The sequence below is a fragment of the uncultured Methylobacterium sp. genome (genome assembly GCF_964242245.1).
Taxonomy (GTDB): Bacteria; Pseudomonadota; Alphaproteobacteria; order Rhizobiales; family Beijerinckiaceae; genus Methylobacterium.
This window is the reverse complement of the sequence record NZ_CAXTBY010000003.1, coordinates 84,122-106,995: the sequence shown is the minus strand read 5'-3', so window position 1 is coordinate 106,995 and position 22,874 is coordinate 84,122. Positions and strand designations below refer to the sequence as shown.

At 68.7% G+C, this 22,874-nt stretch carries 18 protein-coding genes and 1 pseudogene; 16 read left to right on the top strand and 3 right to left on the bottom strand.

Annotation, left to right across the window (positions count from 1 at the left end):
• Nucleotides 1-123: 123 nt before the first annotated feature.
• From ykgO to ACFE8Y_RS01675, 3 genes are all read left to right on the top strand, one after another.
• Nucleotides 124-249: a type B 50S ribosomal protein L36 gene (gene ykgO, locus ACFE8Y_RS01685; RefSeq protein ID WP_003601867.1), complete on the top strand. Its 126-nt coding sequence runs from the start codon at nucleotides 124-126 to the stop codon at nucleotides 247-249.
• A gap of 110 nt (nucleotides 250-359) precedes the next feature.
• On the top strand, nucleotides 360-962 hold the full coding sequence (locus ACFE8Y_RS01680) for a tetratricopeptide repeat protein (RefSeq protein WP_375462643.1): 603 nt from the start codon (nucleotides 360-362) through the stop codon (nucleotides 960-962).
• Between the two features lie 8 nt (nucleotides 963-970).
• Nucleotides 971-1,990 carry an alpha/beta fold hydrolase gene (locus ACFE8Y_RS01675; protein ID WP_375462642.1) on the top strand — a complete coding sequence of 340 codons (1,020 nt, stop codon included), beginning with the start codon at nucleotides 971-973 and terminating at the stop codon, nucleotides 1,988-1,990.
• A gap of 9 nt (nucleotides 1,991-1,999) precedes the next feature.
• On the opposite strand, the gene pyk is transcribed toward ACFE8Y_RS01675, so the two are convergent.
• The 3 genes from pyk to ACFE8Y_RS01660 form a co-directional block, all read right to left on the bottom strand.
• Nucleotides 2,000-3,436 carry a pyruvate kinase gene (gene pyk / locus ACFE8Y_RS01670; RefSeq protein ID WP_375462641.1) on the bottom strand — a complete coding sequence of 479 codons (1,437 nt, stop codon included), beginning with the start codon at nucleotides 3,434-3,436 and terminating at the stop codon, nucleotides 2,000-2,002.
• A gap of 180 nt (nucleotides 3,437-3,616) precedes the next feature.
• Entirely contained in the window at nucleotides 3,617-4,045 is a 429-nt protein-coding gene (locus ACFE8Y_RS01665) for a DUF1036 domain-containing protein (RefSeq protein ID WP_375462640.1), read from the bottom strand.
• A 19-nt stretch (nucleotides 4,046-4,064) separates the two neighbouring features.
• Entirely contained in the window at nucleotides 4,065-5,372 is a 1,308-nt protein-coding gene (locus tag ACFE8Y_RS01660) for a glycerate kinase (protein WP_375462639.1), read from the bottom strand.
• 159 nt (nucleotides 5,373-5,531) lie between these two features.
• Between ACFE8Y_RS01660 and ACFE8Y_RS01655 the strand changes: the two genes are divergently transcribed.
• The 13 genes and pseudogenes from ACFE8Y_RS01655 to ACFE8Y_RS01595 all read left to right on the top strand — a co-directional run bounded on the left by ACFE8Y_RS01655 (nucleotide 5,532) and on the right by ACFE8Y_RS01595 (nucleotide 22,724).
• The gene (locus tag ACFE8Y_RS01655) at nucleotides 5,532-6,311 is read left to right on the top strand and encodes an N-formylglutamate amidohydrolase (RefSeq protein ID WP_375462638.1); all 780 of its coding nucleotides are present in this window, start codon (nucleotides 5,532-5,534) and stop codon (nucleotides 6,309-6,311) included.
• A 58-nt stretch (nucleotides 6,312-6,369) separates the two neighbouring features.
• A complete protein-coding gene (locus tag ACFE8Y_RS01650; protein WP_375462637.1) occupies nucleotides 6,370-6,678 on the top strand; it encodes a DUF1244 domain-containing protein in 309 nt (102 codons plus the stop codon).
• Nucleotides 6,679-6,745: 67 nt separating this feature from the next.
• Nucleotides 6,746-7,024, top strand: coding sequence for a DUF2312 domain-containing protein (locus ACFE8Y_RS01645; RefSeq protein ID WP_375462636.1), 279 nt, complete (start codon nucleotides 6,746-6,748; stop codon nucleotides 7,022-7,024).
• Nucleotides 7,025-7,510: 486 nt separating this feature from the next.
• Nucleotides 7,511-8,512 (top strand): hypothetical protein, encoded by a 1,002-nt coding sequence (locus ACFE8Y_RS01640; RefSeq protein ID WP_375462635.1) that lies wholly within the window; start codon nucleotides 7,511-7,513, stop codon nucleotides 8,510-8,512.
• Nucleotides 8,513-9,245: 733 nt separating this feature from the next.
• A complete protein-coding gene (locus tag ACFE8Y_RS01635; RefSeq protein ID WP_375462634.1) occupies nucleotides 9,246-9,845 on the top strand; it encodes a hypothetical protein in 600 nt (199 codons plus the stop codon).
• 2 nt (nucleotides 9,846-9,847) lie between these two features.
• Complete coding sequence (locus ACFE8Y_RS01630) at nucleotides 9,848-12,088, top strand: Mu transposase C-terminal domain-containing protein (RefSeq protein ID WP_375462633.1); 2,241 nt, start codon at nucleotides 9,848-9,850, stop codon at nucleotides 12,086-12,088.
• Between the two features lie 173 nt (nucleotides 12,089-12,261).
• Nucleotides 12,262-13,206 carry an AAA family ATPase gene (locus ACFE8Y_RS01625; RefSeq protein WP_375462654.1) on the top strand — a complete coding sequence of 315 codons (945 nt, stop codon included), beginning with the start codon at nucleotides 12,262-12,264 and terminating at the stop codon, nucleotides 13,204-13,206.
• A gap of 50 nt (nucleotides 13,207-13,256) precedes the next feature.
• A pseudogene (locus tag ACFE8Y_RS01620) lies at nucleotides 13,257-13,634 on the top strand (TniQ family protein); the annotation flags it as partial.
• Between the two features lie 39 nt (nucleotides 13,635-13,673).
• The gene (locus ACFE8Y_RS01615) at nucleotides 13,674-13,991 is read left to right on the top strand and encodes a hypothetical protein (protein WP_375462656.1); all 318 of its coding nucleotides are present in this window, start codon (nucleotides 13,674-13,676) and stop codon (nucleotides 13,989-13,991) included.
• Between the two features lie 40 nt (nucleotides 13,992-14,031).
• Nucleotides 14,032-15,117, top strand: a complete 1,086-nt coding sequence (locus tag ACFE8Y_RS01610) for a hypothetical protein (protein WP_375462632.1) — start codon at nucleotides 14,032-14,034, stop codon at nucleotides 15,115-15,117.
• Between the two features lie 110 nt (nucleotides 15,118-15,227).
• On the top strand, nucleotides 15,228-16,520 hold the full coding sequence (locus ACFE8Y_RS01605; protein WP_375462631.1) for a hypothetical protein: 1,293 nt from the start codon (nucleotides 15,228-15,230) through the stop codon (nucleotides 16,518-16,520).
• On the top strand, nucleotides 16,517-20,077 hold the full coding sequence (locus ACFE8Y_RS01600; RefSeq protein WP_375462630.1) for a hypothetical protein: 3,561 nt from the start codon (nucleotides 16,517-16,519) through the stop codon (nucleotides 20,075-20,077). Before ACFE8Y_RS01605 ends, ACFE8Y_RS01600 begins: the two co-directional genes overlap by 4 nt.
• Nucleotides 20,070-22,724 carry an RNaseH domain-containing protein gene (locus tag ACFE8Y_RS01595; protein WP_375462629.1) on the top strand — a complete coding sequence of 885 codons (2,655 nt, stop codon included), beginning with the start codon at nucleotides 20,070-20,072 and terminating at the stop codon, nucleotides 22,722-22,724. The genes ACFE8Y_RS01600 and ACFE8Y_RS01595 overlap by 8 nt, the downstream gene beginning before the upstream one ends.
• Nucleotides 22,725-22,874 lie beyond the last annotated feature (150 nt).

The window sequence follows — 22,874 nt, the reverse complement described above, 5'->3', positions numbered from 1 at the left end:
CGAATCCTGATAAGGCCCGTCTCTGCGCGATGCGGCTTCCGCCATCGCCGCGCCCGCTCAAGGGCACGTGCTCCCGACACCCTCGATGGACGGCCGGTCCCATCCGCGCCGCGTGCAAGGCCGATGAAGATTCGCAACTCCCTCAAGTCCCTCCGCGGCCGTCATCGCGACAACCAGCTCGTGCGACGCAAGGGCCGGGTCTACGTCATCAACAAGACCCAGAAGCGCTTCAAGGCCCGCCAGGGCTGAGTCGAAGGCCCGCCTCGGCGGGCCTGAGGCAGGGTGGGCTGCGCCGCGCGCGAGCCGACGCGGCATGCGGGCGCGTTGACGCCCTCGCGCGCACGGCCCAAGCTCCGGACATGCCGCGCACCCGCCTCCTGATTGCCCTCGCCGCGCTCGTCCTCGGCGCAGGCGCCGCATCGGCCGCGCCGCCCGGCCGCGAGACGAGCGGGCCCGAGCCGAAGGCGGCGGAGCGGAAACCGCCGTCGAGCCTGAACGAGCTGTACGACCGCCTGCGGGATGCGGACGACGACGCGGAGGCGAAGGGCGTCGCCACCCTGATCGAGCGGCGCCTCGACCGCTCCGGAAGCGCCACCGCCGACCTCCTCACCGACCGCGCGCGACAGGCGATGACGGCGCAGGACTTCCCGCTGGCCGCCGAGCTGATGGACCGGGTGACCGCGATCGAGCCCGGCTGGTCCGAGGGCTGGAACCGGCGCGCGACGGTGTTCTGGCTGCTGACGGACAAGCACGCTGCCGTGGCCGATCTCCAGCGCGCCCTCGTGCTGGAGCCGCGCCACTTCGAGGCCTGGGCGGCGCTCGGCCGGATCTACCTGTCGCTCGACGACAAGCCGCGGGCGCTGAGCGCCTATCGCCGGGCGCTCGCCCTCTATCCGCGCATGCCGAAACTGCGGGACGCCCTGGAGCGTCTCGCCCCCGAGGTCGACGGCCGCGAGCTGTGAGGCGGGCGGTGTTCGCGCTCGCCGCCCTCCTCGGCCTGTTCGCGACCCTGATCGGCGGGGTCCTCGGCGCGGGTGCGCTGGCGAGCCTGATCATCACGCTGCGCGTCGCGGCCCAGCACCCGCCGGACGGTCCCTTCGTGGCGGTTCCGGGCGGGCGGCTCGCGACGCTCCAGGCCGGTCCGGAGACCGGTGCGCGGGCGACGGTCGTGCTGCTGCACGGCGCCTCGTCCAACGCCGCCGATCCGATGGAGAGCATCGGGCGCCGGCTCGCCGCCGAGGGCTTCCGCGTCGTCGCCTTCGACCGGCCGGGCTTCGGCTGGAGCGACCGGCTGAGCGGTTCGGAGGCCGGCAAGCCCTCGGTCCAGGGCGCCGCCATCGCCGAGGCGCTGGAGCGGATGGGCATCGGCCCGGCGATCGTGCTCGGCCATTCCTGGGCTGGCTCGCTCGCCCTCAGCCTCGCGCTGGATCATCCCGAGCGCGTCGCGGGCCTGATGCTGGTCTCCCCCGTCGCCCTGCCGTTCCGCGAGGACCGCACGCCGCCCTGGTACTGGCGCCTCGCCCTCAAGCCGCCGATCGCGTGGCTGCTCAGTCGGACGATCGGGCCGCCGCTCGGCCTGTACTACCTCGACGCGGCCGCGCGGAACGTCTTCGTGCCGCAGACGGCCAGCGAGGGCTACGTCGGCCGCAGCCGTGCCACCCTGGTGCTGCGCCCCGACACCCTGCTCGCGAGCGTTCAGGACCTGATCGCCCTGCCGGCGGCGCTCGCCGCGCAGGCACCGCGCTATCCGGGCCTGCGCGTGCCCACGGTGATCGTCGCGGGCGATGCCGACCGGGCCGTGACCAGCGCGCTCCAGGCCGAGCCGCTCGCGCAGATGATCCCCGGGGCGCGGCTCGTCACGCTGCCGGGCGTCGGCCACATGGTGCCGTGGGTGGCGACCGAGGCGCTCGCCGCGGAAGTGTCGCGCTTGGCCGACCAGCTCTCGGCCGACCGGCTCGCGCCGGCGCCCGCGGGGACGGTCGCACCGTAGGCGCTTCGCTCAGGCCTTCGCCGCGTGCTCGCGGGTGACGAAGGCGATGCGCACGAGGTTCGTCGCGCCGGGCGTGCCGAAGGGAACGCCGGCCACCACGATGATGCGGTCGCCGATCTCGGCGAAGCGCTCGCGCACGGCGAACTTCGCGGCGCGGAACGCCATGTCGTCGACGTCGCTGGCGTCGTTGGTGACGATCGGGTGGGTGCCCCAGGCCATGGCGAGCCGCCGCGCGGTCTCGCGCTTCGGCGTCAGCGCGATCACCGTGGCGTTCGGGCGCTCGCGCGAGAGCCGGAGCGCCGTCGAGCCGGAATGCGTCCAGGCCATGATCGCGTCGAGGTCGAGGGCGTCGACCATCTGGTGGGCGGCCGCCGCGACGGCGTCGGCGGCGGTGTGGTCGGGCGTCGAGTGCTGCGCCCGGATGATCGACCAGTACAGCGCGTCGCGTTCCACCTGCTCGGCGATCCGGCTCATCATCGCGATGGCCTCCAGCGGAAAGGCGCCGGACGCGCTCTCGGCCGAGAGCATGACGGCGTCCGCCCCCTCGTAGACGGCAGTCGCCACGTCCGAGACCTCGGCGCGGGTCGGCACGGGGGCGGTGATCATCGATTCGAGCATCTGCGTCGCGACGACGACGGGCTTGCCGAGCCGCCGCGACCCGCGGGTGATGCGCTTCTGCACGCCCGGGACCTGCTCCAGCGGCATCTCCACGCCGAGATCGCCGCGGGCGACCATCAGGCCGTCGGAGATCTCCATGATCTCGTCGAGGCGCGCGAGCGCCTGCGGCTTCTCGATCTTGGCCATCACGAGGGCACGTCCTGCGCAGACCTTCTTGACCTCGGCCACGTCCTCCGGCCGCTGGACGAAGGACACCGCGATCCAGTCGGCGCCGGCGTTGAGCCCGGCCTCCAGGTCCGAGCGGTCCTTGTCGGTCATCGCCGGCACGGGGATCACAGTGTGGGGCAGCGACACGCCCTTGCGGTTCGAGATACGGCCGCCGACCTCGACGCGGGTGACGGCGCGGGCCTCGGTCACCGCGGTGACGGTGAGCCGCAGCTTGCCGTCGTCGATGAGAATCGCATGGCCCGGCTCCAGCGCCGAGAGGATCTCGGGGTGGGGCAGGTGGCAGCGGTGCGCGTCGCCCGGCGCCGGGTCGCCGTCGAGGGTGAAGGCCGCGCCGTTCTCGATCATCGCGGCGCCGTCCGCGAAGGTGCCGAGCCGGAGCTTGGGACCCTGCAGGTCGACGAGGATGCCGATCGGGTGCCTGAACTCGCGCTCGACGGCGCGGATCGCCTCGACCTTCTCGGGCAGCTTCTCGCGGGGCAGGTGGCTCATGTTGAGCCGGAACACGTCCACGCCCGCCTGGAAGAGCCGCGCGATCATCTCGGGGGAGTCGGAGGCCGGCCCCAGGGTGGCGACGATCTTCGTGCGGCGGGAGCGTTTCATCGGGCCTCCAGAGGGCGCTTGGGTCGCCGGCCGCGCGTCCCTTCGCGGAACATCATGAAGTCGTGACGACGGGCACAGGGTCAGAAGCACTCCGCATGCTTTCCCGTCAAGGCGAGGTCCCTCCGGCGCGCTCGATCGCGGCCGGCGATCGAGCGCGCCGCACTGCCGGGGCCGCCTCGGTCAGGGCTGCGCGGGCGCCGGCCGGTTGGGGTCGGAGAGCTGGATCGTCCAGCTCTTCTGCTCGCCGGTATCGACCTCGAAGAAGCCGTTGCGGTCGTAGCCGCGGGCGAGGCAATCCTCGACGCCGCGGATCGTGAACTCGGAATCGCGGGTGCACATCAGCGAGCGCCCGCTCCACTCGCCGCCGCGGGCGTAGTCGACCGCGAAGACGTAGTAGAAGCGGGCGGCCAGCGCGCCCTTCAGCAGGGTCTCGCAGGCCTTCGGCGTCAGGTCCCACCAGCCCTCCGTCACCCATCCTTGCGGGTCGCGGTAGCCCAGAGAGACGCCGATCTTGCTGGCGGTGAGATTGCACAGGCGCAGGTCCGCGCGGGCCGGCGACGCGCCGAGGAGCGCGGCGCCGAGGAGCGCGCCGGCGACGAGCGCCCGCATTAAAGCGTCCCAAGAAGAATCAGCCGACGAGGATGATGCGGCAATCGTTGACATTGGTCTTGGTGGGGCCGGGCTGCACGAGGTCGCCGATCGTGGCGAAGAAGCGGGTGGAGTCGTTGTCGGCGAGCATCGCGGCCGGATCGAGGCCCGCCGCGCGGGCGCGCGCGAGCGTCGTCGGGTCGACGAGGCCGCCGGCCGGGTCGGTGGCCGCGCCGCGTCCCCCGTCGGTGCCGTCGGTGTCGGCCGCGATCCCGGCGATGCCGGCCTCGCCGTCGAGGGCGATGGCGAGCGCCAGTGCATATTCCTGGTTGGGACCGCCGTGGCCCTCGCCGCGGATCGTCACGGTGAGTTCGCCGCCGGAGATCAGCGCGGCCCGCCGGCCGGACGCCTTGATCTCCCGGGCCGTCCGCGCGTGCTCGGCGCCGACCTCGCGGGCCTCGCCCTCCAGGTCGGCGCCCAGCATCACCGGCTCGTAGCCCGCGGCCCGCGCCGCGGCGCAGGCGGCCTCCAGCGCGTCGATCGGCCGGGCGACGATGCGGTACGCGGCCCGCGCGAAGGCCGGGTCGCCCGCCTTGGGCGTCTCGTTCCGGGGATCGTTCAGCAGCCGGATCGCCGCCTCGGGCAGCGGGATGCCGCGCCGCGCGCAGACCGCGCGGGCGTCCGCCAGCGTCGAGGGGTCGGGCACCGTCGGGCCGGAGGCGATCACCGCGGGATCGTCGAAGGGCACGTCGGAAATCGCCAGCGTCAGGAGCGAGCGGGCGTTGCGCGCGGCGACCGCGAGGCGCCCGCCCTTGATCCGCGAGAGGTGCTTGCGCACGGTGTTGATCTCGCCGATCGGCGCGCCGGAGCGCAGCAGCGCGCGGGTGATCGCCTGCTTCTCAGGTAGCGTCAGGTCTCCGGCCGGGGCGATCCAGTTGGCCGAGCCGCCGCCCGAGAGCAGCACCAGCACCTCGTCCTCGGGACCGGCCTCGGCGGCGAGCGCGAGCGCCGCCCGCGTCGCCTCGATGCCGGCTTGGTCCGGCACCGGATGCCCGGCCTCGACCATGCGGATGCCGGGCGCCTCCTGCCCGTAGCCGTGGCGGGCGACCGCGAGGCCGACGACGCGCGCGTCCGACAGGCCGTGCCGCTCGCGGTAGAACCGGCTCGCCACCGCGGCCATGCTGCCGCCGGCCTTGCCCGCGCCGAGGATGATCAGGCGGCCCGGGCTCGGCAGCGGCAGATGGGCAGGCAGGCACGTGTCGGGGTGGGCGGCGGCGATGGCGGTGTCGAGGAAGCCGCCGAGGAGCGCTCTCAGGTGGCGGAGGGCGGGATCGGTCTCAAGCGTCATGCGGGCATCCTCGCGGGTCGTGTCCTCATTCGTGCGGTCCTCGCCGCACGGGCGGGGGCGACGGGCCTGTTTCTTGCCGTGGGCGCACGACTCTTGGTACGTGCTCTGCCCGAGCCCCGCTGCGACGGCAAGGGCCGCCGCGCGAGACGAACCGGACCCGTGACCCCGCCCCACAGCATCGATCCGCAGCATCAGCAAGCCCCGCCCCACGCCGTCGAGATCATTCCCGGCGATCCCGCCTGCGGCCTGATCCTGGTCTGCGACCACGCCTCGAACCACGTGCCGGACGACATCGCGCTCGGCGTCGCCGAGGGCGAGTTCCGCCGCCACATCGCCTACGACATCGGCGCGGCGGGCGTGACCCGCGGGCTCGCGGCACTGCTGGGCGCGCCGGCGATCCTCACCCGATTCTCGCGGCTGATCATCGACCCGAACCGCGGCCGCGCCGACCCGACCCTGGTGATGCGGCTGTCGGACGGTGCCGTGGTGCCGGGCAACGCCCGCATCGACGCCGCCGGCAAGGCCGCGCGGATCGCCCGGTTCTACGATCCCTTCGACCGGGCGATCGACGCGGCGGTGGCGGCGGCCGGCGCGACCGGCCGGACGCCGATGCTCCTGACGATGCACAGCTTCACCCCGTACTGGCGCGGCGTGGCGCGGCCGTGGGAGGTGGGCATCCTCTACGACCGGGACGAGCGCCTGAGCGCGGCCCTGATCGCCGGCTTGCGCGCCGACCCCGCCGGGCTGACGGTCGGCGACAATGAGCCCTACGGCGGGGGCTTGCCCGGCGACACCATCGATCGCCACGCCACCGTGCGGGGCTTGGCCAACGCGCTGGTCGAGATCCGGCAGGACCTGATCGCGGAGGAGGCGGGGCAGGAGGCGTGGGCGGCCCGCTTCGCCGGGCTTCTCCGCCCTCTGCTGACCCCGCCCGCTTGACTCGGGCGCTGCCCGCGACGACCTGAGGCAATCCCTCAATGCCGCCCGCGAGATACCGATGACCGAGATCGATCCGACGACGCAGACCGAGCTGGAGGCGGCGGTCTACCGGCGCCTCGTCGCCCACCTGCAGACCCGCACCGACGTGCAGAACATCGACCTGATGAACCTCGCGGGCTTCTGCCGGAACTGCCTGTCGAACTGGCTCAAGGACGCTGCCGACGGCAAGGGCCTTCCGCTCACCAAGGACGCCGCGCGGGAGCAGGTCTACGGGATGCCGTTCGCCGCGTGGAAGGCGAAGCATCAGACCGAGGCCAGCCCGGAGCAGCAGGCCGCCTTCGCCGCGGCCCAGGCCGAGCCCCACTGAGCGGGGCCAACTAAGGTCCCGGTAAGGTTGCTCCCCTAGGAACCGGTGGAGACCTCAGGAGACCACCATGAACGCCCATGCCATGCCGACGACCGGCGACGTGTCATCCTCCGAGGGCGTGGCCGCCGACGAGTTGCGCCAGTTCATCGAGCGCTTGGAGCGCCTCGAGGAGGAGAAGGCCGGCCTGCAGGGCGACATCAAGGACGTGATGGCCGAGTTGAAGGGCCGCGGCTTCGACGTGAAGGCGGTGCGCACGATCCTGCGCATCAGGAAGAAGGATCACAGCGAGCGCCAGGAGGAGGAGGCCATCCTCGAGCTCTACATGCAGGCGCTCGGCATGGTCTGATCGCGATTGTGTGGGTTCACCCATAAAGCCGGACAGTATATTTCGTGTAACAAAATTCCTAACAGACTTTAGATGCCTCGATGAGGGCGTTGCTGCGGTCCGCGGCAACGCCCTTTTTTGTACTGCAAGTAATCATTGCAAAGGCGACGCCTATAAAAAATGCATTTGTCTTAGATTGCCCTAAGCGCTGCGCGTCCTGTGTTTTCCGCAAGTTTCCTGGCATGATGCCCTCGGTTCGTAAAATGGCCTGTGCTTCATATGTACTTCATGCGGATGAAATTACATTCACGCCATTTACGCTTTAATGCGTTTTGCCGCATTCAGGTGTCGCCCCGGCCCGTCGCAATGGAAAGAAATCCCATCGAGCTATGACGGAGGCGCGGAGCATCTCCGTCAAGGGCACGCGGTCCGTTAACCATCGGTTATCAGAAACTCCTTTTTTTACGCTTTGCTACTGTAAATCGGACTTTCAATATATAAGTAGCAATGATGACGGATGGCCTTCGACCCTACACCGATGAGCAAAGGCAGCACCTCGACGCGATGGTGCGGCTCTGGCCCCATTATGCCTTGGCGATGCGCGAGCTCGACGACCTGAGCGGCGGCATGCAGTGGAAGGCTGTTTCCGGGCACACCTACCTGATGCGCTACCGACAAGACCCCGTCACCGGCAAGAAGGTCGTTCGCTCGATGGGGCCAAGGTCACCCGAGACCGAAAAGGCCTACGTTGAATTCACTGCCGAGCGTGAGCGCACCAAGGCTGTGGTCGAGCAGTTGCGCCCGAGGATCGAGACCATGGGGCGGGTCGCCAAGGCGCACCGCCTCGGACGTGTTGCGGCCAGGTTCACCGGTCCCCTGCGCGATCTTTGGCGTTTGGGCCTCATGACTCATTCCGACAGTCGGATCGCGGTCCTGGGCGGCACCGCTTTGTCCTTCTACGAGTGCCTGTTCGGTGTCTTCATGCCCACCTCTCTTCACAAGGACCGGCGGCTCGACCTGATGGTCCGCCACGGTGCCATGGACGAGGATCTCGTCCTTACCGCCGCGGCCTGCCTCGGGCGGAGGGACCGTGTCAGCATCGACCGGGAAGGTGACCACATCGTCCGCCTGGAGCGCGATGACGGCTTGGCCATGACCCTGATCTCCAAGGCGGGCGTCGCCGAAATCCTAGATGGGCAGCCCGACCTAAGCGAGGCGACACGCGAGACCATCCTCGACGGCATCGACCTGCCGCCGACCGCTGGCATGGTCGTCGGCCGCGACGCCACGATCATGGCCATGGTGGTCCTGAATCCTTCCGCCTACGCCCTCGTGAGCCCCTGCATCGCCGATCCCAACGACGATGAGGAACGCAGCTTGTCGACCTCACGCACCGTCCTGGCCGCTGAGCTCATCCGCGGCAGCCGCACCAGCTTCACGTCCGCCCAGGAAGCGGCCCTGGGCGAGATCCTCGAACATGGGTCGGCGATGCATGGCCTGCGATTATGAGCTTAACCTGTCTCCAGCCGTGGCCATATGCCGCAAAGGACATTGCGCGCTGCTTATGGCAGCCGCCGATTTGCGGACGACCCCCCGGGATCGCTCGGACGAGTCCCGGGCCCAGGCCGGCCGATTTCGCGCGTCGTCCAGAGGGGAACATCGCGGACGGCGCCGTTATCAGCGGTTTCCGACGAGTCAAGGTGAACGCGGGCGACAGAGGCCAGGGTCAAATATCGAATCGCGCTAGGTACTTGCGGAGACTTCGCGACTGCGCATCATGACCACGGAAACGAACACACGCGGCGCAAGACTAGGGAGTTTGTGATGACGTGAACTGAAGCGTGGGGCTGCTTGTCGGCCCCAAAAGAAAACCCGCGGCCGGGAAGGGCCGCGGGCTCGTCGTAGAACGCTCCTACAAGCGCCGGCTGGTCGTTCCTGGAAAGACTCCAGTTCGGCGCTCCCAAAGGGAGTGTTTCACGCGAAGGTGGCGAGAGCTGCCTTCGTGATCTGTGGAGACTCGCATGGCCGCCGCGCGGCCGCAAGAGTCCCCGCTTAAGGTCATCGAGCCCTCCTTCCCGACCGCAAAGCCCCGCCAGCCGACGCCCGTGATCCGGGCGCCGAGCAGGCTCGCGTGTGCGTCATCCTGGAGGGAAGCGTGCGGTTCGACATTGTCACCCCGTTCACCGACGTCGCCTTCCGGCCATCCGATTGGCGGCCGGAGGCGTGGCGCAAGGCCGAGGGCATGCACTACGGCTCCGTCACGTCGTCCTTCCCGTCGCGCAAGGCCGACCGGGGCTCGATCTTCTGCGAGAGCACGCTCGAAAGCGACATGGCATGTCTGCTTGAGGTCGATGCAGGCGTGCAGCTTCTTCGTGAGCAGCCCGTCGGCCCGGCCTGGCACGACGGCTACGGCTGGCATGCTGGGACAGCGCGGGATTTCTGGGTCGAGACAGACCTCGGGAATGTCTTGGTGGAGGTGAAGGAGGCACGCGAGCTCGCCGATCCCGACGTCCGTCACCGGCTGAGCCGCATGGCGCTCTCCTACCGCGTCCAGGGCATCTGCATGGTCGTGCGCAGCGAGCGAACGATCCGGGCTCAGCCGCGGCTCGACAACGCCCGCATCCTGCACGGCTACGCCTACGGGGAAAACCGCCGCCTTGAGGCGGACCTGCGCCTCATGCTGACCCGACGGACAGCTCCCATGACCGTCCGGGAGATCCGGGCCGAGATGGGAGGCGATCATGAAACCCTGGAGGTCCTCTGCCGACTGGCCCTGGCCGGCGTGATCGACCTCGACCTCGCACGCCCGCTCGGCTCCGCCACCGTCGTCTCCTGGGGTTGAGCATGGCAGCCACGGCCACAGCCACGGCCGCCCAGTTCGGCGGCATCGTCAAGATCGCGCGGCGTCAGCGCATCCTCGTCGGCAAGGTGGTGCACAGCGTCCGCCAGCGTGTCGACAACACGCGCTTCTCCATCGAGGTCGTCGAGACCGGAGAGGCCTCGACCAAGACGTACGCGTGGCTGGATGAGGGTTGGCTCTCCGGCGAGATCACCATCCTGCCGACGCGGTGGGACGAGCTCGACGCGGGCACCCAAACGCTGCTCCAGACCGAGATGGACGCGGCCACGCCCGAGATGCGCCGCATCGCCTACTATCGCCAGCCCTACGCCGAGGCGCTGGCCGATTGGCAGGAGGGCAAGGCGGACCTCACGAAGACGCTTCACCAGCTCTTCCAGGACATCGCAAACCGTCGCAATGCCTCTTGTGCGCCGCAGGATTATGAGAGGCCGCCCAAGCGGACCCAGCTCTACGATTGGACCGCCCGCTGGAGAAAGGCGGACCGGGACATCCGTGCCCTGCTACCCAACCATCCCGGCCGCGGCAACCGGACTGCCAGGGTCTGCGGAACCCTCGCGGATATTCTCGACGAACTCATCGAGGCCGTGTTCCTCACCCCGATCGCGCGGACGAAGGTCGCCATGTACGCCGCCGCCACGCGGAACATTACGACCCTGAACGACGAGGCTGGCCGGCCCGGCGCGGAGTTGATGACGCGCATCCCGCTGCCGACCAGGACAATGGTCGAGAGGCGTTGCGACAAGCTCGAACTCTACGACAAGGCCTATTATCGCAAGGATCCGCTCAAGGCCGCCCAGGAGCACCTGCCGGTCGGTCTCGGGCCGGTGGCGCATCGGGTGAACGAGCGCTGGGAACTCGATTCCTCGCCGCTCGACATCCTCGTCATCGACGCCGGCACCGGCGCCCTGCTGGGGCGTCCGGTCATCACGGCCGTCATCGATTGCGCGACCCGCCTCATCATCGGCTGGAGGATCTCCTTCGAGGGGGAATCGACGCTCCAGATCATGTTGACGCTCCGGCATGCCATCGCGCCGAAGCTGCCCATTGCAGGAGTGAAGAACCCCAATCCGGGACGGGGCAAGCCCTCGGGTATCTGGGTCGACAACGGCAAGGCACACCGTTCCAACGCCATGACGGAAGCCGGCCGGCAGCTCGGCTTCGAAGTGTTCTGGCTCCCGCCGAAGCGCCCGCGTCTGCGCGGCAAAATCGAGCGCTGGCTCCGTACCCTGGGCGTCAGCCTCATCCACAACCTGCAGGGCACGACCAAGTCGAACCCCAAGGCCCGGGAGCATTACGACGCCGAGAAGGACGCGGTCTTCACCCTGGAAGAGATCACCTGGCTGATCTCCTACTGGATCAACGACGTCTACAACCAGCGTGAGCACCGCGCGACGCGGCGCTCGCTCGTCGGCCTGTGGCGCGAGCTCGCCGAGGAGCTTGCACCGTCGCTTCTGTCCAACGTCGCCGACCTGGATATCCTCCTCACGAAGGTCGAGGACCGGAAGGTGACCCGAAAGGGCATCGAGTGGAACGGCTTGCTCTACAACAGCCCGCTCCTCGCACTCCTCCGCAATCGACCGGATTTCGACCCCGAACAGATCCAGATCCGGGCCGACGAAAACGACATCAGCCACCTTCGCGTACTTGGCCCCGGCATGCCTCGGTACCAGTCGGTCCCGTGCACCAACAAGGCCTATGCCAAGGGCAAGAACCTCCACCGGCACCTCTGCGCGATCAAGCACGCCAAGGTACGTGCGGCCGAGGACCGGCAGCTCACCGAAGGTGATTTCGAGCTTGCCTGGGGCGAGCTCATCCTCGCCGGCAAGACGCTCATGGAGGGCAACGGGCGTCGCAAGACCCTCAAGCGGCTCGGTCGTCTCTTCGCTCTTGGGATCGATCCCGCAGCCGCACGGCCACCCGCCAGCTTCCGGATGGAGGGCGTTTTCGACGACGAGGACGATGACGGCGAGGTTGACGCCAAGCCCGAGGCGATCCTGGAGGCACCTGGGGCAACCAAGGTCGCGGCGCTCTCTGATCCTGTGACCACGCCTGATCCCGATCCGGCACCGGAGCCAGGTCTGGGTCAGGCGCCGCGCCAGGCCAAGCCGCGCGTCGCGCCGAGGAAGCAGCCGAAGCCGGCCAACGAACGCACGCCCTCCGAGCCCGTGCCGGCGCCCGCCACGCCGGTCTCCGCCCCCCTCGACATGGAGGCCGATTATGACTGAGCAGACGGGGCCGCGTACCGCTCACCTCGACGCCGCCGGCGACCTCCTGCCGAAGGACGAGCGCGAGCGCGAGCGCCGCATCATGCGCCTCAAGGCATGGCACCCGCGGACATTGGCCCTGGTGGGGCAGTTCGACTTCTTCGAGAGAATGACCAAGTCGGCACTGGAGGGTTATCCACATCTCCATCCCGGGAAGGCCTGGCGTCGGCAAGAGCCAGTTGCTGCGCAAGATCCGACGCCAGGTGCTCGACCGCGAGGCGGAGGCGTCGGGCTACCGGATTGAGGGTTATGCCCTCCAGGCACCCTGGGGCGACTGGCGCCCGATCCTGCGCGTCGCGACACCACCCGAGGTCACCATCGCGAGCATGGCCACCGCCATGCTGAGAGCCCTGGCCGACGAGGATCCCGAGTACGGCGACAAGGGCGAGAAGACGCGCCGGATCCTGGCGAAGCTCATGGAGCAACGGGTTCGGATCATCCTGATCGACGAATTCCAGCACCTCACGGACCACCGGACCGACAAGTTCGCCTATGCGGCCGCCGACTGGCTCAAGGGGCTTCTCAACGAGGAGGATGCCACCCCCGAGTGGAAGCGGGACGGCTCCGGGTTCTTCGTCCACGCGGTCTTCTTCGGCACGCAAACGATGAACGCCATGTTCGTCGGGAACGGTCAGCTCGCCCGGCGCGGGCGGGGCGTCCATCCTTTCAGGCCGTACGATTGGGTCGATCCGGCGGAGCGCGCGCTGTTCGGCCAGACGCTCGACAAGATCGACCGCATGCTGCCGTTCCCCGAGGCCTCCTTCACGGGCGACGCCATCCGCTTCGACCTCCACCGCGCCACCGACGCGGTGATCTCGCGCATCGCCGCCATCACCCAGCTTGCCGGTTTCAAGGCCCTCGACCTCGGCCAGCCCAACATCACCCCCAACCTCTTCGAACAGGCGTTCGACGAACTCCTCTGGGAGATCGGATCGGACGATTTCTACGCCCGCCCCAATCCCTGGCGCGAGAAGAACCACGAGCCGGGGATCATGAACGCCCCGGCGCCCGATCCATCGAGAAAAACGCGCATCAAGGGCAAGAAGCGGAATGACACCCCCGACTTCTCGAAGAGGTGACCCGACCTGCGAAGCCGCGAACACCCCGACATTCACGGAGGACCGATGCCATGCCTCGGAGGTTCACCCACCGCCTCGGCGCCTATGCGGACGAGCCTGCTCTCGGGTTGGTGCTTCGTCGCGGTCATGAGGCCGGCCTGAGAACGCCCCGGCGCCTCTGGCGCTTCCTCGGGGTCAGCGGGGCAGGGGACGTCAGGCAGGGTCGGCACCTTGCCGCCATCGCGGAGGCGTGCGGGGTCGACCCCGTCGTACTCGCCCATGCCTCTCCCATCGACGGAGCAGAGCGACAGACCCAGTTGCTGGGTCACGACTTGCCCAATGGCGCCCTCCACCGCCTCATGCGGCGCTGGTGTCCCGATTGCCTGTCCGAGGCGGCCTATCACCGGACGGTCTGGGATCTGACGGCGATGGCGCACTGCGTGCGTCATGCCCGCCCCCTTGAGCATCGCTGCCCGGGATGCCGGCGCATGCTGCATTACGACAAGCTCGATCTTACGCGATGCCACTGCCGGGCACGCCTGACCCGCCCGACCTGCGAACCCGTCGAAGAGGGTGCGCTTGTCGTCGACCGCTGGCTTCTCGGACGCGTCGGCCATGGCCCGGTGGCGGAGGACGGCCTGCTGGCCGGCTTACCGCTCGCCGAGGCACTGACGCTCTGCGAACGGCTGGGTGCGCACGCCCTTCATCCGACGGCGACCTACGCCGAGGCATGGCGGCGTGACGAAGCCGCGTCCATCGTGCGTGAGGGTTTCGGCATCGCATCGGGGGGGCCGCCCGTCCCTTGACGCCTTCCTGGATCGGCTTGTCGCCCATCAGCCCGAGCGGATGGCGATCGGCAAAAGGGGCGCGAACCATTGGGGCGCCGGCCTGGCCTATGGCGCCTTCGGGACGTGGATGACGTCCGCGGCCAGGAAGGGCCGCCTGGCAATCGTCGCCGCGACCGCCGCAGACCACGCCGAACGCAACGTCGTCCTCAAGACGGGCTCCGTCGTGTTCGGGCGCGAGATGCGCCCGGGCGGAACTAATCTGGAGGCCGGAAGCAACCTCGCCGGCCTGACCTACGGTCGGTTTCGGCGGCTGGTACGCGGAATGGGCCACTCGACCGAGGGCTCGCAGCAGGGACGCCCGGTACGCTTGAGCGACGCGGTCGCCCGCCAGATCCAGGCCCGCCTTGACGACCGCGTCGATTGCGGGGGCGCCGCCCTGCTGCTGGGCGTCCATCGCTCGGCCGCCGCCGAGATCATCGCCTCGGACCTGTTTCCCCCCTCCCTCGACCCGGAGCGAAGGGCGCGAGGGGAATACACGGTGGAGCGGACGGCCGTGGCGGCCTTCGTGGCCGGCTTCGAGCCAGCCCGCGAGACCGGCGCCCGGCCCGACGATGCCCGCCCGGTCATGAGGGCCGCGACCGCGGCCGGGGCAAGCTTGGTGGAGGTCTTGCGCTGGGTCAGGGAGGGGAGGGTGCCCGTCGTCGGGGTGGACGCGCAAGCGGTCGGTCTGCGGCGCCTGATGGTGCTGACCGCCGACGTGAGCCGCGCCCGCATGCCAGACGCGTCCGGCATGACCAAGAAGGAGGCCGCGGAGCGGCTCGGGACGAAGCGGGAGGCCGTCCGGCAGCTCATTGAGCTCGGTTATCTTCGGGCGGAAAACCATTCCGGCGTGCACTGGATCAGGACGGAGGACGTCCATGCTTTCGAGGCGCGTTTCGTGCGCGGACCCGACGTGGCCGCACGCTTGGGCGTCCATGCCCTGTCAGTGCCGGGGCGGCTTGCCAGGTTTGGGGTCGAGCCGGCCATCGGACGCGACCGGTGCCAGATGACGTTCTACGAGCGGGCGCGGGTGGAAGCTGTCCTGGCGGCTCATCGTAGGCGTGCGGCATGTAGGAGGCATGGTCGATTATCAGCCCAAGCGTGAGAGGTAGCTCAGGTGTGTGGCAGCTAACCAACTCGCCCAACGGAACGTGAGGTTAACCCTCTTGATACAGATGAGACACACGTGTATCGTCTGTCTCGTTGGAGGGTGCTATGTCCGCCGCGAGCAAGTTTCATCAGGATTGCGAAGCTCTGTTCGGCCATAAGCTTGGGTACGGGCGGCGTTGGAAAACGGCGGCTGCACAGGCCCTCGGAATTGGGCGAGCCACCCTCTACCGCTACTTCGAGGACGAGGATGCGGTCGCCCCTGACATCCGCGCCCGGCTCGACGAGCTCGCCGGGGACGCTAAGCCCGTTCGCAGCGACCGCGACATGGTCACACTGTTCGCTCGCGGACTCATGGAGGTCCAGCAACAGGTCGACGCCCAGGGTTGGCTCAAGGATGGCTACCCGCCCGTGCTACAGCGGTCCTTCGATCTAGCCGCGGCCCGCAACATCATGGAGCCGGGCGCCCTCTGGCCCACCGACTTGCGTGCCCTCGCCGCGGTCGCCGAGCAACCGCTCTTCGACTGGGTAACGGATCTCAATTGGGATCCCGACGGCGAGTTCACGGCCGCCAAGCTCATCGAGGATGGCGAGATTACCCCCGCCTGCGTCGAGTTGGCCATGCCGGGCAGAGATCCCGAGACGGAGCTGATCGAGCGGGCCGGCTTCGGCTTGCTACGGTCCGTCTGCGTCGACCGCCGCGATGGCCAGAAGGTCTACGCCGCCTTCCGCCGCGCCGTTGTCGAGCATCCTGTCCTGGGGAGCTGGACCACGACCATACTCACCGACCCAATCCTCGCCACGGTCGAGCGCGTCGACGAGATCGTTGAGGCCTTCTACCAGCGCGTTCCCGAGTCCCTCACGCTCGACGGCTTCCTGCCCACCTGCGTCGTGAGCGGCACCGTGCTGCGGCGGCAGGGTATCGGCTTCCACACCGAGAGCCGCGATCCGGAGGCCATCCGGCGCGCGAGATCAGGCGATTCCGCGGGCGTCAAATGGCGGCACGGCACCATGCAACTACGCCGCGCCTTCCGGCTCTACTGGTGCCTGCCGGGCAAGACCGAGCTCCTGCTCGCGGAGCGGCTTCGGAAGGCGCGCTGGACCGTCGAGCTCTGGCCGCGGCTTGACCGCGTCGACATCGCGGCCGTTTCCCCCGCGGGCCGACGCATAGCGGTCGACGTCAAGGAACATCTCTCGCCCGAGAACCTCGCGGCTCGCTTCGAGGGCTTCAAGGAATACGCCGCCGACCACGAATGCTTCCTGGTCGTGCCCGACTACATGCCCGAGATCGCTCGCGGGTACGAACGCCGCTTCGAGGCGGTCCGCCGCGCCCACGCCAAGACGCCAGTTGCCTTGCGCACCATCTCGGCCCTCCTCTCCGACCTGGACGTCGCGCGATGAGGTCCGACCGCGAATACCTCGCCGCCTACCGCGATGCCCTCTCGGCCATCGATCCGGACACGCGGGACCTCGATGGCGAGCGCGTACGCACCCTGGCCCAGACTGAGCTCTGCCTCGCCTACCTCCACCGCTACCTGCCGGACGAGCCACATCGGTCGGTGCCGTTCCTCATGATGGGTTATCCCAAACTCCTCGATGGGGCAGGCGGCCCGGGGGCCATACGCTCCCTCATGACCGTCCGGCACCTCTGCTCGCGCTTCGGATCGATCTCGGCCTGGGTAGACGCCATCCTCCAGTACGGCCGTACGCCTGAGGCCCTGCGCTGCTTCGAGGTCCGCGGGACCGCCGTGTCACCGCGGCGGGCTGCGCCGGCCGTGATGCGCGAGCTCCTCGACACCTGGCTGGACGCCACCGTCCCGTGGACACGCCGTGAGCTCAACGTGGCCTTGCCCGGCGACGCCACCGTCGTCCTCGATAGGACGCGTACCACACTCGCCTACACGATCCCTGCAGTGCCGGCGGAGCGCCGGGCGCGCCGTGAGCACGCCCTTCGGCCGCGCGCCTCCAACCCGCCTATCCAAATCACCTTCGAGCAGATGCGGGAAGTCGCCCTCAAGGTCGATACTCGCGAGACCCTGGACGACTGGCCCGCCGAGAGCCTTCCCCCGCTCCGTCTTGCCTCACGCATCGCCAATCTCCAGCCCAAGGGGCTCGACGGGTTCTACGAGGACGGTACCTTCAACCTGGACGGCGCCACCCACGTCGTCGGCATGCTCTCCTCGGGGAAGTCCACCCTCGTCTGGGCGCTGCTCATGGCCCTAACCCTGGGCGGCAGCGGCAAGCGCATCGCCATCCTCGTCAGCGACACCATCCAGGGCGCCACCTTCGCCTCGCGCCTGCGCCGGCATGGGATCAAGGCAACGGTGCTCTCCAGCCTGCGCAACCGCGAGGCCCACCTTCAGTCGATCCACTGGCAGCGCAGCCTCGACGCCACGGGCTGGAAGCTGTCGGCCCTGGGTGACCTCGCTGACGGCTTCAGCACCGCCTGCCCCCTCGACGGCGCCCAGCCCGACCCCGAGGTGGTCAAGGGCGAGCCCGAGGGCCGCCGCTTCCCCACCTTCCCGGAGAAGCAGTGCCACCGAATCTACCAGACGCCACCTACCGAGGATGACGAGGAGGGCACCAACCCCGACGACGTCGGCGACAATGTGAAGGCTCGCTCGTGCCCGCTCTGGACCGTCTGCCCGGCCCAGCAGCAGCAGCGCGATGCGGTCGACGCCCAGGTCCTCATCATGACCCCGCCGGCCTTTGTCCACATCACCCCGGACAAGTGGACGACGGAGCACCACCTCAGCATCCCGGAGCTCCTGCAGTACGAGTATGACCTCGTGATCGTCGACGAGGTAGACGGCGTCCAGAAGGCCCTCGACGACGTCTTCGCGCCTCGCTCGCCGATCATGGGCGACGAGCGGAACGTCTACGCGCCCAGCATCGGCCTGCGCTCGTCTGAGGCCCTGCGGGAGCGCTCGGGCGTCCAGTTCCGCAAGCCCGTAAACGCCAAGTGGCAATCGAATTTTTTCACGTTCTTCCGGTTGATCGGGACGATCTACGCGATCCTGCAGAACGAGCGCGAAATCCTTGGTCCCTTCTTCAAGAACACCCCGTTCACGGCGGGCAGCATCCTCTACGACCTCTGGCGCCGCCGCAGCCTCGTCCTCGGGACCGCGCGCGAGAGCATGACCTTCGACAACCCCGCCTTCGCGGAGGGCTTCCTCGACGTTGTCCGGGTAGCCGGCTCCATCAAGGGTTATTCCCGGGCGGCGTCCGTCGGCGAGGAGGAGACCGAGGACGACGCCCCCTCCTTCTCGGACCCGGCTTACGGGACTGCCGCCCTTCACCTGCAGGAGATTGCCCGTCAGATTCTCGTCGCCGACTACTACGACGCGGTCGTGCCGCTAGTGCAGGACGCCCTCGACCACGAGTTGGAGATCTTCAACGCTGTTTGCGAGGAGGGGCCGAAGAAGCTGGTCCTTGACGCTCAGGCCAACGCGCTCGCGCTCTTGCTCGCCGTCGTCACCGATCTGGCGCTCTCGCACTACAACTGGCTAATCAAGACCCAGTCGGCCGTTGCCCGCGACTTCAAGATCGACGACGGCCATCTGCTCGGCCAAGCCAACAGCCTCATCAAGAACTACAGGACACTCCTGCCGGCGAACCCGGCCGGCGCCGCCTTCGGCTTGTTCTACGACGAGCCCGAAAACGAGCAGCGCACCTCCATGGGCGGCAAGCTCACCCTCATCAGCCACCTGGGCGTCGGGCGCCACCTCCTCACCCACTTGCACGACCTTCTCGCCGCGGAGGGCCAGGCCGGGCCGCACGTCCTCATGCTCTCAGGGACGAGCTGGGCCGGTGGCAGCGTGCGCCGTAAGGACCCGAGGTCGGGCCGGCCCATCGACGCGGCATCCCCCTCCTTCGACGTGCAGGTGCCCGTGAGGGGCGTGCTGGTCCAGCCAGAGGCCGAGCTCAAGGCGATCAAGAGGTCCGTCTTCGGCCTGGTCCATGTGAAAGACGGCGAAGGCCACCAGATCCGCGTCTCGGGGCGGCCGCAGAACGAGCGTCGGGCCAACCTTGCAATCATCGCCGAGCGCCTCGCGGCCCGGCGCGACGGCCGCAATCGGTTAGAAGACGACTGGCACAAGATGGAGCGGCGCTGGGAGCCCGGTGACATCACCGGCCGCCAGCGGGCCCTCCTGGTGACGAACAGCTACGCGGACGCCGCGATTGTCGCCGACGCCCTCTCGGCCGCACTCGACGGAGCGGGCTACGCGGGCTGGAAGGTGCACTGTCTCGTCCGCGACCGGGACGATGCGGGCACCGCCGTCGAGCACATCCGCCTCGCCCAGGCTAAACCCATGCCTCGCTCACTCATCGAGCGCTTCGGGCGCGAGCCCGAGAGGTCGGTACTCGTCGCCCCCATGCAGGTCGTCGCCCGCGGGCACAACATCCTCAACGGCGACGGAAAGGCTGCGATCTCCTCGATCTACTTTCTGCACCGGCCCCATCCCCGTCCCGACGACCTCGGGCCCACCATCGGTCGCCTGAACCGCTTCGCGCAGGAACGCTACGACAAGGGCGTCAAGCCGGAGGACGGGGATGAGGACCTCGCACGCCGGACTCGCCGCGTGAGGCATGCCGCCAGCAACATCGTCAGGTACGGACTTGAGGCGGGACGTTTCGGCTACCGCAGCCTGCCACATGAATTTCAGGCCCAGTTCGCCTGGGACATGCTCACCCCGCTCTGGCAGACCATCGGCCGCGGCATCCGCGGCGGCTCCCCCGTGCGGATTGGGTTCGTCGACTACTCGTTCGCGCCCTTGTCGTTCGATGGAGACAATAAGAGCGATACGCCGGAATCGAGCGCACTGGTCCAGATCCTGCGCCAACTTGAGATGGCCATGGACCCGAACATCAATCCCAAGGAGCACGAGGTGGCGGACCTGCTGTACCGGCCGTTCCACGATGCGCTCGCCAACACAGAGGGGCTTCGCCTTGGCTAGATCGACCGACGAGCTACACGTCGCCGCGTGGACCACCACTGGCCTCGACGAGGCGCTCCTCTTGACCCGCTTCATGCTGCCGGAGCACGCCCACACGACACTGCTGCAATGGTGCGTCGAGCGGACCGGTCGAGCCAACCAGCCCACCTATATCGTGCTCGCCGGCTTGTCCGAGATCCTGGCCTTCCTGGTCCCGGAAATCGCCTACATGGACCCACGCGCCCGGTCCGTCCCCGGCGCCGGCATACGGCTCGCCCTATACATGGTCGGCGACCGGACGGGCGACCGGGACCTGCGCCGGCGTGTGGTGGCCGCCATCAACCTATGGCTCGGCACCATCTACGGGAACAAGGACCCCGAGGTGCGGGACGACGTTGCCCGTTCCGCGGGCGACGACGAGAACTGGGTCTCCATCGAGGTGCACACCCGCCTCCAGGCCCACGACGGCATCTGCGCGATCCCGGAGAACCGGCTGCTCTACGACGCTCTCGTCGCCCACGCCGTCGACCACCTCTCCGGGCGCTCGATCCGCTTCGCGTCGGGCGAGGAACGGACCCTTGTCGCCCGCACGCCGCATTCCTCGCCCTTCGAGGGCATCGACCTCGTCGCCTTCCCCCCGAAGAAGCATCCGAGCCGCGACGCCTACTATTCCGAGGTCGTCACCATCAAGGCCGCGACCTTCCCGGAGCGCAAGGAAGCGGGCATCCACATCCTGGCGCGGCCCTCGATCCGCAACTGGGCGGTCCCCGTCGGCTACGACCTCACAGGCAGCCCGGCGCGTTCCCTCGACCTGTTCATGCCCTCGGAGAAAGCGTCGGGCGGCCTCGACGACTACCGGCACACGTCCTTTCCCTTCAAGGCCCTCGTCGAGAACTGGGAGGGGGTGCGCCAGCGTCGCGAGGACAGGCGGATAGTGGCCCGGTGGGAGTCGCACCGCGACCATCGCATCTACGACCTACTCAGGCGACTTGTTTCCCCCGGGTCCCTCGCGGACGGCGACGGCATCCAGATGGTTAGCGGCCGCGATGGGCTCTGGGTGCTGCCGAGGCTCGCCCCCGGCAGCGGCGACCGCTATCTCGCCGGTGGGACGGGCGTCGGGTGGCCGGATCGCCTCGACATTTCCAACTCCCTCGATGCCCCGCTCGGCGACATGTTGCTGGAGCGCGCACCAACCATGCGGCGCATCTCGAAGACCATGTCGGTCGAGAGCCCCTTCAGCGAGGCTGCGGTCAACGCTGGCGTCCTCGAAGCCCGTCGCGCCGCCCTGATCAAGACTCTGGGCGTCCTCGGAAACGGCAAGGAGCTCGATTTCCTCGTGCTCCATGGCTTGGAGGGCACGCCCGCCACTGTCCGGGACAAGCTCGCCGTGATCCTGGGCGAGCCGGCGCGCCGCGACGGGACCATGACCTGGGAGGATGGTCTCACCATCAACATCGTGGAGGCCCCGGCCGGGATCCTCGCCGAGGCGCTCCGGCCGGCAGCCCTTACGGATGCCGAGCGGGCCGGGCGGACGGAGCGCCAGATCGGCGAGATGCTCCGAGCTCGCGAAAACGAGATCGGCGTCGAGGCGGCCCGGCGCATGGCCGCCTGGGTGAGAGGCATTCGGGTCGGGCGCACGGGCGTTGCGTGCACGATCCTGGAAATGGCCGCGAACCTGCAGGGTCAGAGGGGAGACCCCTATACCTTCGCCCGGCGCGAACTCGCCCGGCAACGTGTCCTGCCCCAGGTCGTCCTCTGGGACGACGAAGGGGTCGTTGACGACAAGTACAAGGCCGCAATCGGCGACTGCTTGCGCATGCTCGGGGTGCTCCCGCCCTACGAAGAGGACCTGCGTTACGCCCCGGCTGCCCTGTCGGTGATTCAGCGCAACGCCAGCAATGGGGTCGAGAAGCAGTCCTTCCCACTCGCAGCCCGCGTGAAGGAAGGCATCCTGGAATGCGCCGTCCCGACCGACGAGGGCGAGCCGAACTGGCAACCCTACGGCCTCGCGGCGCTCGCCATCTTCGCCGGGGAATACGGACGCTTCAACCGCGGCCGCGACGAGGAGAACCTCGGCCGATTCCACATGTTCTACGACACGGCTCTGGAGCAGATCGACGACGCGGCCGGCGCGAGCAAAGGCGGCGGCGTCGTGCTCCTCGACGGGGATCGCCTCGGGACGATCATCAAGTCGCTTCAGAACGGCAACCTCGCCCTCGACAACCTCCAGGTCGGCAACCGGAGCTTCAGGCCGGCCGACCTGCCCAACGTCCGGATGGTCCGCTTCGTCTCCGACGACGAAAAGCTGCCCACCTACTACCACCTGGAGGACACAGCCTGGCCAGGCGGGCTGTTCGCTTGGGACGATGGAGCCAGGACCGCCTACGGCCTGAAGCGCAAGCCGAAGCCCATGTCCAAGTTTATCCCGAACGCCCTGATCTCGCGCCACCTCGCGCCCGGCGACAACAAGGTGCGTGACGACAAGCCCCGGCGCCTCGCCGCCATGGACGAGATCTGCGCCGTATTCTGCCAGCCGGATGACGACCTCGCAGCCGTTAGGATGGCCGCCCACCGACTCCGGCAGGTCCACACCCAGTACGGAGGCGACACGCGGCTGCCGTTTCCCCTCCATGAGCTTCAGCTGCTCGGACGGGCCGTGACCTCCTGAGGGGTGCCGGTCTCGATGCCCGATGCCCGATGCCCTCCTGATCGGCATGGGGGCGGGCTTTGCGATGTAGGTGTTCGGCCTCGCCTACAGCCTCTTGCCGGCATTTGGCCTAGGCGGGGAACGTGCTTCGGTAGCTCGTAGGTTTGGAGG